The following is a 13,839-nucleotide window of genomic DNA, read 5'->3' as shown; positions in this document are numbered from 1 at the left end:
CTAAGCTCTTGTCGTGTCAGTGTTCGCGTACTTCGGTCCGGCAGGGACCTTCACCGAGATGGCGTTGGACAAGATCCTCGCGACCGAGACGGGTGCCGCTGGAGTACCTCGCCGCGACGATCAGGATGACGTGCGCAAGATTGCGGCGGCCAGTCCTGCCGCGGCGATAGCGATGGTGCGCTCCGGCGAGGCCGATTTCGCGTGCGTGCCCATCGAGAGTTCGCTCGAGGGGTCGGTTCCCGCCACGATGGACGCGCTCGTACCCGATGGGGTCAGCCGGGTGCAAGTGGTCGCCGAGACCGTGCTCGACGTCGCTTTCGCCATTGCCGCCCCGACGGCGATCGATGCCGCCCAGGTGAAACGTATTGCCGCATACCCCGTTGCGTCTGCCCAGGTCCGCCTGTCCGTCGACAAGCTCTATCCCGGGGCGGAATTCGTCATAGCGTCGTCGAATGCCGGTGCTGCGCAGGATGTGTCGGAGGGTAAGGCCGACGCTGCGGTGACCACCCGGCTCGCTGCGGAGCTGTCCGGACTCACCGTGATCGCCGACGAGGTGTCGGATGCCGTCGATGCCACGACGCGGTTCCTGCTCGTCGGGCGACCGGTGTCTCCGCCACCGCGGACCGGGACCGACCGCACCGCCGTGATTCTCGAACTGCCCAACGAGCCGGGCAGCCTCATGTCGGCGATGAACCAGTTCGCCTCGCGCGGAATCGATCTCACGAGGATCGAATCCAGGCCGCGACGGGATCCGGCGACGGGCGAATCGAACCCCGGACAGTACCGATTCTTCCTCGACGCCGTCGGCCACATCGACGACGACGCGGTGGCCGAGGCATTGCAGGCGCTCTTCCGTGAGGCCGACCGCATCGTGTATCTCGGATCGTGGACTGCGCGTGGGGTGATCGGATCGCCGCCGCCCGACCAGGCTGCAAGCTCGGAGTGGGTGTCGGCGATGCGTCGGGGGACAGGAGATGTCGACGACGTCGAGGACGGTGATGACTGATGGCCCGCTTGTATCTGGTCCGCCACGGCGAGACCACGTCGAATGTGATGCGTCGACTCGACACGGCGCTACCCGGCGCATCGCTCACCGATTTCGGTGTGCGACAAGCCGTTCGGTACGGACTGGAGAACCAGGTAGCTGAGCGCGGCGTCGAACCTGATGCGGGTCGGGTGCTGCTCAGTTCGCAGGCAACGCGTGCACAGCAGACCGCCGAGGTGATCGCATCGGTGTGGGGAGCCGATGCCGACGTCGTCGCGGGGGTTCACGAAGTGCAGGCGGGCGAGCTCGAGGACCGCACCGACGACGAGGCGCACGGCACCTTCCGTGAGATCCTCGACCGTTGGTACTCAGGTGATCCCGACGCGCCGATCCCCGGCGGGGAGTCGCTCACCATGGTGTTGGAGCGTTATCTGCCCGTCGTCACCGATCTGGCACAGCGATACCTCTCCGGCCCCGACGCACGCGACGTCTATCTCGTCAGTCACGGCGCCGCCATCCGGCTGGTCGCCGCACATCTCGCGGGCATCGACGGAAAGTTTGCCGCCGCGACACATCTGGCCAACACCGGGTCGATCGAGCTGGAGTACACCGACGGGCTATGGGTCCCGCAGCGCTGGGGCGCCACCCGCGCGCCGTTCGAACTCGTCGACGAACCGCTCGTCGCCGACCCGATGGGGTAAGCGGCCCGGCGGAGGGGTGCGGACTGCGGCTGGATCGGGGGTCGGCAGCGTCGGCGTGCAGAAAGTGGGGGAAGGGTCCGGCCGACGTGCAGGAACCCGGGGAAGGGTCCGGCCTGCGTGCAGAAAGTCGGGGAAGGATCTGTTCCGCGGGTTTTGTGCGTTTCCGTGGGTTGTTTCTCGGGGAAGTGCGCAGAACTGGGGGAAGGGCTGCGCGGGTGGGCAGAAACTGAGGGAAGGGCGCGGCCGTAGGGAAGAAACTGGGGGAGAAGCGCGGCCTGCGGGCAGAGACTCCCGGGCGGGGACAGCATCGGCGTGCAGGAACTAGGGGAAGGATCTGTTCCCCGGGTTTTGTGCGTTTCCGCGGGTTGTTTCTCGGGGAAGTGCGCAGAACTAGGGGAAGGACCCCGGGCTCCGGGCAGAAACTAGGGGAAAGGCACCGCCAGCGGGCAGAAACTAGGGGAAGAGCCTCGGCCGGCGCGCAGAAACCCAGCGCCCGCCGCGTGCGAAACCCCGACGCCCCTCAGCCCCAGCCGTGGGCGTGCAGCCAGGCGTCGTCGATGCCGAAGTGGTGGGCGATCTCGTGGATCACCGTGACCGCGACCTCGTGCACCACCTGCTCCCGGGAGTGGCACATGCCGAGAATCGGCTCGCGGTAGATCGTGATGGTGTCGGGAAGGAAGCCGCCGTAGTCGTGGTCCCTGCTCGTGAGCGCGACGCCGGAGTACAGCCCGAGGATGTTCGGGGACTCGGGATTGTTCGGCTCGACGAGGATCACCACGTTGTCGATGGCGTCGGTCAGTTCCTTGGGGATGGTGTCGAGGGCGTCGGATACCAAACCCTCGAACTCGTCGTCGGACATGGCGACGGGCATGGGTGCGTCTCCTGATCAGCCGGCGGGGGCCGGAACCTCTTCGGGGTTCGGTTGGATGCCGGGCGGTAGCGGCACCGGGGTTGGTAGTACGCGGCCGGGCGGTGCCTGCGGAGGCGGTACCGGGAGCTTGCCGTTGATCAGGAGCGTCTGGCGCGCGTCGCCGACCAACGTCGCGAATCCGCCGCGATCAGGCAGTCCGATGTAGCAGACCACCTTTCGGCTGCCGGCGAGCCAGCTCGGCTCGCTGATCACCGACCACTGCGTGTTCAGCGTCGTGGCGTCGAGTTTCTCCTTGCCACCGAGGAACCGCTGCGCCTGGCCGGGGCAGATCCCCGCGAGGAATTTGTTCTGGTCGGCGATCTCCGGCCAGGGCTTGCCCGACGTACGGTTGCCGAAGCGTGCCGACAGGTCGACGATGCCCGTCGTCTGGAAAGCATGTGGTTCGCTACAACCGACGACCGTGGCGGGCACGGTGGGCCGTCGGGTTTGCTGGTCGATCCCGATGCACGTGCCGGGGGGCCAGGAGAACGACTGATCGTTGTCGAGGACGCGACCGGCCACCTGCTCGGGCTGACCGCCCTTGCCGGTCTGCTGCAGACCGCACCGTAGCTCGCGAGCGCCCTTGTCCCATTGCGCTTGTGACGGGTACATCATTCCGACGGAATAGCGGCCCTGCGGATCGAGCTTGCCCTGCAGATAGTCGTCGACGATGACCGGGCACTGCTCGTCGCGGATCGCCGCGAACCGTTCGGCCCCCGGCCACGCGGCCGAGTCGCCGAACTCCGAGCCCGGCAGTACCGCCGTATTGAGGGGACCTGCGACTTCGAAGCGGTGCGGTTGGTCGCACCCCACCTTCGACGGCTGGCCGGGCTGGCCGTCGGGCCAATCGAGACAGTCGCCCGCGACCGACCGCGTGAAGGCGTTCTCGGTGAGTCTCTCGTTCTCGCCGATGTCAGTCGTCCCGACGTTTCCGTTGTCGGTGAAGACGCCGAGCGCGAACGCGATACCACCGGCGACGAGCGCACCGATCACCACCGCGGCCAGCACCACCCGCATCGGGTTCGCCGCAAGCGTGCCGCTCACGCCGCGACGCCGCGAGCGCGCCGCGGCGTCGTCCGCAGAGTCGGAGCCCGCAGGGAAGGAGTCCACAGAGTCGGAGTCCGCAGGGAAGGAGTCCACAGAGTCGGAGCCCGCAGGGTAGGAGTCCACAGAGCGGAAGTCCGCAGAGTCGTCACCGGCAGGGTTGTCGCCGAGGTCGACGCCCTCGCGATCATCCGTGGTGTGCGCGGTGTCATCGGTCGCGCTCTCGGCTCCGGCGACGTCGGGTGTCTTGCCGGCCGCCGCGGACTCGGGCCTCTCGTCGGCGTCGGACACCTTGTCAGGATCGTCGTTCATCGGCATCCATCATGCACTTTTCGCCGGTCCCGGTGAGCCGATACCTCTGCCTAGACTCGACAAGATGAGTGAGAACGACGCACAGCCGAGCGCTGACCTCGAAGAACTGGCTGGTCGACTCTTCGACATGGCGCGCGCCGGGGATGCCGCGACACTGGCCGCCTACCTCGACGCTGGAGTGCCGGTTGACCTGCGGAATCAGGCTGGTGATTCGCTGCTGATGCTCGCGGCCTATCACGGCGATGCGGCGACGGTCGCGACGCTGATAGAACACGGCGCCGACGTCGACCTCGCGAACGACAAGGGCCAGACGCCCCTCGCGGGTGCGGTGTTCAAGGGATTCGACGACGTCGTCACCGCGCTCGTCGCAGCTGGCGCGGATCCGCGTGCGGGAACACCGAGTGCACACGACGCCGCGTCGATGTTCGGCAGGGCCGACTACCTGGAGTACTGGCAGTAGCCCCCTGACAGCGTCCGACGATCCGACCGATCGGCGCTCCAGTATCGTTGACAGGCGTGATCGACCTCAAGATCGTCCGCGACGACCCCGACCTCGTCCGTGCCTCGCAACGCGTCCGCGGTGAAGACCCCGGCCTCGTCGACGTCCTGCTCGACGCCGACACCGCGCGTCGATCCGCCATCGTCGAAGCCGATTCGCTGCGCTCGGAGCAGAAGGCGTTGGGCAAGCAGGTCGGCAAGGCGTCGGGCGACGAGAAGGCCGCATTGCTGGCCAAGGGCAAGGAACTCGCCGAACAGGTGAAGTCCGCTGTCGCCCGCCAGAACGAGGCCGACGACGCGGCGTCGAATGCGCAACGCGCGATCTCCAACATCGTCGAGGGGGCGCCTCCCGGTGGCGAGGACGACTACGTGGTCCTCGAACACGTCGGGCAGCCGCGCGAGATCGAGAATCCTCGAGATCATCTCGAACTCGGCGAATCCCTCGGGCTGATCGACATGGAGCGCGGCGCCAAGGTGTCGGGTTCGCGGTTCTACTTCCTCACCGGTCAGGGTGCGATGCTGCAGCTGGGCCTGCTCACGATGGCCGCGCAGAAGGCCACGGCCAACGGGTTCACGCTGATGATCCCGCCGGTGCTGGTCCGGCCGGAGGTCATGGGCGGCACAGGCTTCCTCGGTGCGCACGCCGACGAGGTCTACCACCTCGACAAGGACGACGACCTCTACCTGGTCGGAACGTCTGAGGTACCGCTCGCCGGCTACCACATGGACGAGATCATCGACCTCTCCGACGGTCCGAAGCGCTACGCCGGATGGTCGACGTGTTTCCGACGCGAGGCCGGCAGCTACGGCAAGGACACCCGCGGCATCATCCGCGTGCACCAGTTCGACAAGGTCGAGGGCTTCGTCTACTGCAAACCCGAGGATGCCGCGGCTGAGCACCAGAAACTGCTCGGTTGGGAGAAGGAGATGCTCGCCGCGATCGACGTCCCGTATCGGGTCATCGACGTCGCCGGCGGCGACCTGGGATCGTCGGCCGCTCGCAAATTCGATTGTGAGGCATGGGTTCCCACGCAGCAGACCTACCGTGAGCTGACCTCGACGTCGAATTGCACGACATTCCAGGCCCGACGCCTCTCCATTCGTTATCGCGACGAGGCGGGGAAGCCGCAAGTGGCTGCGACCCTCAACGGGACGCTGGCGACCACACGATGGATCGTCGCAATCCTGGAGAATCATCAGCAGGCCGACGGTTCGGTTGTGTTGCCCGAAGAACTTGCGCGGTACGTCGGCACCGACGTGCTCAAGCCCCACGCGCTCAAGACTCAGTAGCGTCCGTCGTATGACGCGTGGTGGGCCTGCGTTCGTTACGCGATGGGGCCGGGTGGTCGGATGACACTCGGAATCGTCATCGCGGTGATCGGTGCACTCTCGTTCGCTGCGGCATCGGTCCTGCAGGCCCTCGGTGCCGAGCGTGTGGCGCAACGCGCCGAACACCGTGACGAACTCCGGTCGACCACACCACATCCGACGCTGCGCTCGACCGCTGCGACGATGCTGACGGTGCCGTTCCTCGTCGGCTTCGTGTTCGACATCGTCGGTTTCGTCGCGACCATTGTGTCTGCACGTCTGATCCCGCTCTTCCTCTCGCAGACCATCATCTCCGCGCGGATGGTCGCGACCGCGGTGCTGGCCGCGATCGTGTTGAAGGTGAGTCTCACCTGGCGAGAATGGGTTTCGGGTGCGGTCGTCATCATGTCGCTGGTCCTGTTGGCGATCTCGGCGGGCCGTGAGGGCAACGACTACGACGCCTGGATGAGTTGGGCAGTGCTCGTGGCGGGCCCACTGTTGATCGTGATCGGTATCGCCGGAGCGCGTGTGCTCAAGCGTCGGATCGCAGCGTTCGCCGGTTTGATCGCCGGTGCCATCTTCGGAGTGATGGCTGTGGCGTCGCGTGTTCTGACCGGGGTGTCGCCGTTGGATCTCGGTGTGCTGTTCACCGACCCCGCGCTCTATGCCCTCCTGATCAGTGGGATCGGCGGGTTCTACCTGTTCACCGTTGCGTTGCAGACGGGTTCTGTCAACGGCGCGGCCGCTGCGCTGGTCGTCGGCCAGACGGTACTCCCCGGCGCCGTCGGCATCATCTTTCTCGGTGACGTCACGCGATCCGGCTGGGGCCCGGCAGCGATTGTCGCCTTCGTCGCCGCGGTGGTGGGCGGCGTGATTCTGGCGTCGTCGGGGGCCGTTACGGCCGTCGAGAAGGCCGAGTCGGTGAATCTACCCGCGGGGTACGGGCACGGCGGCTGAGCGCACCGAACCTCGCTGGTTGAGCCGGCCGGCTCACTTGGCCCCGCTGGTTGAACCGGCCGGCTCACTTGGCCCCGCTGGTTGAACCGGCCAGCTCACTTGGCCCCGCTGGTTGAGTCGGCCGGCTCACTTGGCCCCGCTGGTTGAGCCGGCGCGAGCGCAAGCGAGTTGCCGTGTCGAAACCAGCCAGCGAGCAACCACATCACTGCCGATAACCGCGCCGTGAGTACGCGCGCAGCGCATCGAAGTTCCCGTCGATCAATGCACGACGCTTGGCCCGCGACCATCCGTGCACACGCTTCTCGAACGCGTAGGCCTCGGCGATCGTGGCGAACTCGGCGCAGTACACCAGACGGACGGGCCTTCTACGGCTGGTGTACTCCGCGCCCTTACCGCTGTTGTGTTGGTCGACGCGCTTCTCGACGTCGCGAGTGCTTCCGACGTAGTAGCTGCCGTCAGCGCATTCCAAGATGTACATGAAACCGGACATTCCTATGTTTACCCAGTGTTCCGGACAGAACACGAGGCATCTATCCACAGGCACCGGCGTGAATGCGGGTCCGCGGTGTTGGGTGTTGGGGGTGGCTTCGACTCGGCGCCTCGCTGCGCTCGAGGCCGGCTCAACCAGCGGCTGTTACTCGCGGGCCGGCTCAACCAGCGGTTGGTGTGCGGGGTGGCTTCGACTCGGCGCCTCGCTGCGCTCGGGGCCGGCTCAACCAGCGGTTGTTACTCGCGGGCCGGCTCAACCAGCGGCTGTTACTCGCGGGCCGGCTCAACCAGCGGCTGTTACTCGCGGGCCGGCTCAACCAGCGGTTGGTGTGCGGGGCGGGTCAGTCGGCTCGGCTGGCGGAACAGTGCTGAATACTGTTCCCATGGTGATCGGCATCGTCGCGGCAGTACTGGCGGCGTTCGCGTACGGTACGGCCTCGGTGCTGCAGGCGCGCGGCGCGCAGAGCGTCGACGACCAGTCCGCAGGAGCGGCGCCGACGTTGCGTTCGACCGTCACAGCGATGCTGACCGTCTCGTTTCTCACCGGTCTGGCACTCGACGGGCTCGGGTTTGCCGGGAACCTCGTCGCGGACAGACTCATACCGTTGTTCCTGGCTCAACCGATCGTCAGTGCGAACCTGGTGGTCACGGCCGTACTCGCCACCATCGTCCTCGATGCGCGGTTGAGTCGTCGCGAGTGGACCGCGGTGATCGTCGTCGTGGTGGCGCTCGTCGTTCTCGGGCTCGGCGCCGGCGACGAGGGGCACCGTGACCGCGCATGGCTTCACTGGGTGCTGCTCGTCGTCGGCATCGGACTGTTCGTTCTGATCACCGCTGTGACCCGCGTGATCCGCAAAGGGGTCGCGGTCGTTGCGGGTCTCGGTGGAGGTGCGTTGTTCGGGCTGATGGCCGTCGCGATCCGCGTCCTGGACGGACTCGACCCCTTCGATCCGGGTGCGATGCTCACCGACCCTGCCCTGTACGCCGTTGTGATCTGCGGCGTCGGCGGGTTCTACCTGTTCACCGTCGCGCTGCAGACGGGCGCGGTCAGCGCAGCCGCCGCGTCGATCGTGGTGGGCGAGACCGTGATACCCGGCGCGCTGGGCATCGCGCTTCTCGGCGACACGACGCGCGCGGGATGGGGAGTGGTCACGGTGCTCGCCTTCGTCGCCGCGGTCATCGGCGCGGTCGTCGTTGCGACGTCGTCGGCCGTCGAAGTGACGGAGTCCGCGGGCTGACCTTTCGAAACGGAACCACCTCGTCTGTGCACACTCACCTTCGACGGCGCCGAAGGTAAGCGTGCACAGATCGGGTATCTGTAACCGGGCCGCTCAGACGGTCGCGGTGGTCGTCGTCACCTCGACGCGGTGATCGTCGCGCAACGTGTCGACAGCGGCCTCGATCTCGGCTGCGCGCTGCTGGCCGTCCCAGCCGCAGATCTGCGCCATCGCATCACCGAGCTCGCTGAGCACTGCGCCGCTCACACCGCCGACGAAGGCCAGATCCGTACGGCGCAACAAGATGTCGCTGATGTGGACCGCCTGCTCGACCTCGATCATGTACCGCAACTCGGCCGTCGACAGCCCGCTGGCGGGCAGCGGTGCGTCGGGTCCGGCGGAGATCGCGTCGATCACGTCGCTGGCGCGGGTGCCGTAGCGGGTGAGGAGCACCTCGGCACGGTCGGCCGGGACGTCGCCGCGGCGGCTGGCCACCCAAGCTCGACGCTGCGCATCCGTGGTCGGGTAGTCGCGACCGCCACCGATGGGCAGGCCGACAGTGGAGACCTGACGGGCCGCGCCGAGTAGCTCCATGATCCGGTCGGACAGCTGCTCGCCGAGGGCGCGGAACGTGGTCCACTTGCCGCCAACCAGGCTGAGCACCGGCACCGAGACCCCGGGCAGCTGTGTGCTTTCGACGTTGTAGTCACGCGAGACGAAGCCCGGCGTCGTGTCGTCGTGGCGCGGCAGCGGCCGGATACCGGAGAAGGAGTACACGATGTCGTCACGCGACACCGCGATGTCGGGGAACACGTGCTTGATGAGATCGAAGAAGTAGTCGATCTCCTCGTCGGTGCAGTGTGTCGGCCGGCTGGGATCGGCGTCGATGTCGGTGGTGCCCACCAGAACCCGATCCTTGAGCGGGTAGATCAACACGATGCGACCGTCGGAGTGCTCGAAGAAGATCTCTCGTCCGCGCGTCGCGGCAACCAGATCCGGATGATCGAGCACGATGTGGGATCCCTTGGTGCCGCCCATGTATCGGGTGTCGCCGCCGAGTGCGTCGTTGGTGAGGTCGGTCCACGGGCCGCTCGCATTGACGATGACCTCGGCCGAGACGGTGAACTGCTCACCGCTGACGCGGTCGGCCAGCACGACCTCGCCGTCGCGGATGGCCACGGCCTCGACGTGGTTGGTTGCCCGCGCATGTGGACCGGTGGCCAGACCGTCCTTGAGGACGTCGAGTGCGAGTCGTTCGGGATCGTGCACCGATGCGTCGAAGTACGTTGCGGTGTAACGAATTCCGGAGTTCATGCGCGGCATGTCGGCACGGGCCTTGTTGCCCACACGGAACTTGTGCCGCGGTACGCGACGCTTACCCGCGCCGGAGAAGGCGTCGTACATCACCAGCCCGGCCTTGATCAGCGCGGCGCCGCGCTCGTTCGGCTTTCCGGTGTTGTGGGTGAGGAAACGACGCGGCGCGTTGAGGATTCCGCTGAACGTCGAGAAGATCGGGACCGTCGTCTCGAGCGGCTTGACGTAGTGCGGCGCGATCTCGAGCAGGCCGTTACGCTCGTGCACCGATTCACGGACGAGTCGGAACTCGCCGTTCTCGAGGTAGCGGATACCGCCGTGGATCATGTGGCTCGACGCCGACGATGCGCCGCTGACCCAGTCGTTGCGCTCGACGAGAACGACGTCGACGCCCTGCAGGGCCAGGTCGCGGAAAGTGGAGATGCCATTGATGCCGCCACCGATGATCAGGACCTGCGCCGACGGGCGCTCGGTGAGCGCCGCGACGCCGGGCCGCAACGGAGCGATCTTGTTGAGATTTTCGGTCATGATGTCATCCTGTCGACTCGTGCACATAAGCGCAATAGATCTGCACGTATGTGCAGTGGTGGATTCTGCTGGTAGAACGTGTGGGGTGGAACGACTCACGGCGGCTGATCCGAAGCGCACCGCACTCGCGGTACGCGCGGCGCACCTGTATTACATGCAGGATCTCGACATGGCCGCGATCGGACGTGAGTTGGGTATGTCGCGCTCGTCGGTCTCGCGACTGTTGAGCTTCGCGCGGGCGAGCGGTCTCGTCGACATTCACATCCATGCCCCCGCGGGACGCACGGGTGAGATCGCCGACGAGTTCGGGCGACGATTCGGTGTGACCGCCTCCGTCGTGCCGACGACCGCGCAGATGTCCGATGCCGACCGTCTCGAAAGGGTCGGACAGGAGGCCGCTCGCGTGCTCGGCAGGGCGCTCGACGCCAACACGACGCTCGGTGTCGCGTGGGGTGCAACGGTCAGCGTGGTCAGCAGACACGTCGTGCCCAAGGAGTTGTGGAACACCCAGATCGTGCAACTCAACGGCGCGGGCAATCCCACGAGTTCCGGAATCGACTACGCCAGCGAGATCCTGCGCCGCTTTGCCACCGCCTATTCGGCTCGCGTCGAACAGTTTCCGGTGCCTGCCTTCTTCGACGACCCGAACACCAAGGTCGCACTCTGGCGCGAGCGGAGCACGAGGAGGGTCCTCGACGTCCAGCGGTCGATGGATGTCGTGCTCTTCGGTCTCGGCGCCCCTACCGCCGACGTGCCGAGCCACGTCTACACCGGTGGCTACCTCGAGCCGGACGACTTCGACTCGTTGCGTGCCGAGGCGGTCGTCGGCGATGTCGCGACCGTGTTCTTCCGTCACGACGGCAGCGACTCCGGAATCGAGTTGAACAAGCGGTCGTCCGGACCGGATCTCGACGTGATCCGTGCGGTCCCGCGTCGGATCTGTGTCGTGTCGGGAGAGTCGAAGGCCGCGGCGACCGAGGGAGCGTTCGCCGCGGGCCTCATCACCGACATCGTGCTGGACGAGAACCTTGCCCGGCTGCTCATCCACCGCAACGCTGAGCGCGGGTGAGTGATGGCAGCCGGACGCAGTCATGTCGTCAGTCCACATCCACCCAGTCGAGGGTGCGCTCAACGGCTTTGCGCCACTGCTTGTAGCCCGACTCGCGCTGCTTGTCGTCCCACTCGGGGGTCCACCGGCGCGCTTCGTTCCAGTTCTCCCGTAGCTCGTCGGTGTTGTCCCAGAATCCCACGGCCAGACCGGCGGCGTAGGCGGCGCCGAGCGCCGTCGTCTCTGCGACGACGGGACGACTGACCGGTACGCCGAGGACGTCGGCCTGGATCTGCATGCACAGCTCGTTGGCGGTCACACCGCCGTCGACCTTGAGGACATCAAGCGAGACACCGGAATCGGCGACCATCGCCTCGGTGACGTCGCGCGTCTGGTAGCAGATCGACTCGAGCGTTGCCCGTGCGAGGTGTGCGTTGGTGTTGAACCGCGACAACCCGACGATCGCACCGCGCGCATCCGAGCGCCAGTACGGTGCGAACAGACCGGAGAACGCGGGCACGAAGTAGACGCCGCCGTTGTCCTCGACCTGACGTGCGAGGGCTTCCGATTGCGATGCACCACTGATGATTCCGAGCTGGTCGCGCAGCCACTGCACCGCAGACCCGGTGACCGCGATCGATCCTTCGAGCGCGTAGACGGGCTTCTCGTCGCCGAGCTGGTAGGCGACGGTGGTGAGTAGTCCCGACTTGGATCGGACGATGTCGGTGCCGGTGTTGAGCAGCATGAAATTGCCTGTGCCGTAGGTGTTCTTTGCTTCGCCCGGGGCGAAGCACACCTGACCGACGGTTGCCGCCTGCTGATCGCCGAGCACGCCGGTGATCGGAACCTCGCCGGCGAGCGGACCCGTCGACTCCGTGACGCCGAATGCCTTCGGACTCGACGACGGGAGGATGTCGGGGAGCATCGCTCGCGGAATGTTGAAGAGCGCCAGCAATTCGTCGTCCCAGTCGAGGGTCTCGAGATTCATCAGCATGGTGCGGCTGGCGTTGGTGACGTCTGTGACGTGCTCGCCGCCGCGATATCCGCCGGTCAGATGCCAGGTGAGCCAGGTGTCGGTGGTGCCGAAGATGGCGTCACCGCGTTCGGCCGCCTCGCGGACGCCGGGCACGTTCTCCAGAATCCACTGGATCTTGCCGCCTGCGAAGTAGGTGGCGGGCGGTAGTCCGGCCTTGTGGCGGATCGTGTCACCGTGCCCGTTGCGTTCGAGTGCGCTGGCGATCTTGTCGGTACGGGTGTCCTGCCAGACGATCGCGTTGTAGTACGGACGTCCCGTTCGTCGATCCCAGACGACGCTGGTCTCGCGCTGGTTGGTGATGCCGAGCGCTGCGAGGTCCGACGACGCCAAACCGGCTTTGCCCAGTGCGGTCTGGATGACCGCCGAGGTGCGCTCCCAGATCTCGACGGGATTGTGCTCGACCCAGCCCGCGCGGGGCAGGATCTGCTCGTGCTCGAGTTGGTGACGTGCCACCTCGTTTCCGGAATGGTCGAAGATCATGAAGCGTGTGCTGGTGGTTCCCTGGTCGACGGAACCGACGAATTCTGGCATGGGTGTCTCTCGTTCTGTGTGCGTCCACGGACGCGAGTGGGTTGGGATCGGTGAATGTGTGTGAAGTCAGTGTCTCGCGCCGACGTGCTCGGACTCAGTCGGTTCGCTGACTCCGATCTCCTGGCTGTCGTCGGACTCCGACGGCAGGAAGCGCTCGATACCGAAGACGAAGATCGCGCCGCCGAGCAGTCCGCCGATGATGGGGGCCACGATGGGCACCCAGAAGTAGAGTTCGGGACCGTTCGCCGAGAACATCGCGTCGCCGTAGCCGGTCAGCAGCGAGGCGAGGCGAGGTCCGAAGTCGCGGGCCGGGTTGATGGCGTAGCCGGCATTGGTGCCCCACGCCATGCCGATCGCGACGACGAGGATGCCGATGATGAGCGGCGCCATGTTGCCGAGCGGTGGATTGTTGACCGCGTTGGTCAGGGCGAAGATGACGGCCACCAGGATGGCGGTGCCGATCACCTGGTCGATGAACGCCGTGGTCATCGACACACCGGCGCCCGGAGACGTGGAGAAGATGCCCTGCGTGGCCTTGGTGTGGTCGGGATCGATTGCCCTGATCTGGTCGGCGTAGGCGAATCGGACGATCAGTGCGCCGATGAACGCGCCGACCATCTGTGCGCCGATGAACGGAAGCACCTTACGCCGGTCGAATCCCTTGAAGACCGCGAGCGCGATCGTGACCGCGGGGTTGAGGTGGGCGCCGCTGAGGCGTCCGGCGACGTACACCGCGAGGGCGACGCCGAAGCCCCACGCGAAGGCGATCGAATTGTGGTCGCCCGCTCCGAGCGATTTGGGGAATCCGCCACCGATCACCTGGGCGACAACTCCGCAGCCGAACAGGATGAGGATCATCGTGCCAAGGCATTCGGCGGAGAGTTCACCCACCAGCGGGATTTTCTTCGTCATGGTTTCACTCCTTTGTGACCGGCCCGATGTCGCGATGTGTTGTCGGTGA

Annotated in this window: 13 protein-coding genes; 7 read left to right on the top strand and 6 right to left on the bottom strand. The window is 66.3% G+C overall.

Annotated features, from left to right (window positions below; translation table 11 throughout):
• Positions 1 to 13 precede the first annotated feature (13 nt).
• Together pheA and LK459_RS08105 are read left to right on the top strand one after the other, a co-directional pair.
• Complete coding sequence (gene pheA / locus LK459_RS08110) at positions 14 to 1,006, top strand: prephenate dehydratase (protein WP_227922662.1); 993 nt, start codon at positions 14 to 16, stop codon at positions 1,004 to 1,006.
• Positions 1,006 to 1,686 (top strand): histidine phosphatase family protein, encoded by a 681-nt coding sequence (locus LK459_RS08105; RefSeq protein ID WP_227922660.1) that lies wholly within the window; start codon positions 1,006 to 1,008, stop codon positions 1,684 to 1,686. Before pheA ends, LK459_RS08105 begins: the two co-directional genes overlap by 1 nt.
• A 520-nt stretch (positions 1,687 to 2,206) precedes the next feature.
• On the opposite strand, the gene LK459_RS08100 is transcribed toward LK459_RS08105, so the two are convergent.
• Both LK459_RS08100 and LK459_RS08095 read right to left on the bottom strand, forming a co-directional pair.
• A complete protein-coding gene (locus tag LK459_RS08100; protein WP_227922659.1) occupies positions 2,207 to 2,557 on the bottom strand; it encodes a metallopeptidase family protein in 351 nt (116 codons plus the stop codon).
• Between the two features lie 15 nt (positions 2,558 to 2,572).
• Positions 2,573 to 3,952: a septum formation family protein gene (locus tag LK459_RS08095; RefSeq protein ID WP_227922658.1), complete on the bottom strand. Its 1,380-nt coding sequence runs from the start codon at positions 3,950 to 3,952 to the stop codon at positions 2,573 to 2,575.
• Between the two features lie 64 nt (positions 3,953 to 4,016).
• Between LK459_RS08095 and LK459_RS08090 the strand changes: the two genes are divergently transcribed.
• The 3 genes from LK459_RS08090 to LK459_RS08080 are packed head-to-tail and all read left to right on the top strand — an operon-like array spanning position 4,017 to position 6,715.
• Positions 4,017 to 4,412 carry an ankyrin repeat domain-containing protein gene (locus LK459_RS08090; RefSeq protein ID WP_227922656.1) on the top strand — a complete coding sequence of 132 codons (396 nt, stop codon included), beginning with the start codon at positions 4,017 to 4,019 and terminating at the stop codon, positions 4,410 to 4,412.
• Positions 4,413 to 4,468: 56 nt separating this feature from the next.
• Entirely contained in the window at positions 4,469 to 5,740 is a 1,272-nt protein-coding gene (gene serS, locus LK459_RS08085) for a serine--tRNA ligase (protein ID WP_039994385.1), read from the top strand.
• 60 nt (positions 5,741 to 5,800) lie between these two features.
• Positions 5,801 to 6,715 carry a hypothetical protein gene (locus tag LK459_RS08080; RefSeq protein ID WP_007240300.1) on the top strand — a complete coding sequence of 305 codons (915 nt, stop codon included), beginning with the start codon at positions 5,801 to 5,803 and terminating at the stop codon, positions 6,713 to 6,715.
• A gap of 202 nt (positions 6,716 to 6,917) precedes the next feature.
• Here LK459_RS08080 and LK459_RS08075 read toward each other — a convergent pair whose 3' ends face one another.
• Positions 6,918 to 7,205, bottom strand: a complete 288-nt coding sequence (locus LK459_RS08075; RefSeq protein WP_007240299.1) for a GIY-YIG nuclease family protein — start codon at positions 7,203 to 7,205, stop codon at positions 6,918 to 6,920.
• A 382-nt stretch (positions 7,206 to 7,587) separates the two neighbouring features.
• Here LK459_RS08075 and LK459_RS08070 point away from each other — a divergent pair, with 382 nt between their 5' ends.
• Positions 7,588 to 8,442, top strand: a complete 855-nt coding sequence (locus LK459_RS08070; protein ID WP_227922654.1) for a DMT family transporter — start codon at positions 7,588 to 7,590, stop codon at positions 8,440 to 8,442.
• A 93-nt stretch (positions 8,443 to 8,535) separates the two neighbouring features.
• On the opposite strand, the gene LK459_RS08065 is transcribed toward LK459_RS08070, so the two are convergent.
• Positions 8,536 to 10,263 (bottom strand): glycerol-3-phosphate dehydrogenase/oxidase, encoded by a 1,728-nt coding sequence (locus LK459_RS08065; RefSeq protein WP_227922653.1) that lies wholly within the window; start codon positions 10,261 to 10,263, stop codon positions 8,536 to 8,538.
• Between the two features lie 85 nt (positions 10,264 to 10,348).
• Between LK459_RS08065 and LK459_RS08060 the strand changes: the two genes are divergently transcribed.
• Positions 10,349 to 11,332: a sugar-binding transcriptional regulator gene (locus tag LK459_RS08060; RefSeq protein ID WP_227922648.1), complete on the top strand. Its 984-nt coding sequence runs from the start codon at positions 10,349 to 10,351 to the stop codon at positions 11,330 to 11,332.
• 28 nt (positions 11,333 to 11,360) lie between these two features.
• Here the strand turns inward: LK459_RS08060 and glpK are convergent, their stop codons facing one another.
• Both glpK and LK459_RS08050 read right to left on the bottom strand, forming a co-directional pair.
• The gene (gene glpK, locus LK459_RS08055; protein ID WP_007240295.1) at positions 11,361 to 12,878 is read right to left on the bottom strand and encodes a glycerol kinase GlpK; all 1,518 of its coding nucleotides are present in this window, start codon (positions 12,876 to 12,878) and stop codon (positions 11,361 to 11,363) included.
• Positions 12,879 to 12,944: 66 nt separating this feature from the next.
• On the bottom strand, positions 12,945 to 13,790 hold the full coding sequence (locus tag LK459_RS08050) for an MIP/aquaporin family protein (protein ID WP_007240294.1): 846 nt from the start codon (positions 13,788 to 13,790) through the stop codon (positions 12,945 to 12,947).
• Between the last annotated feature and the right edge of the window lie 49 nt (positions 13,791 to 13,839).

Source organism: Gordonia otitidis, assembly GCF_020735545.1.
GTDB classification, from domain to species: domain Bacteria; phylum Actinomycetota; class Actinomycetes; order Mycobacteriales; family Mycobacteriaceae; genus Gordonia; species Gordonia otitidis.
Note: the sequence above shows the minus strand (reverse complement) of the source record. Positions and strands in the feature narration are given on the sequence as shown.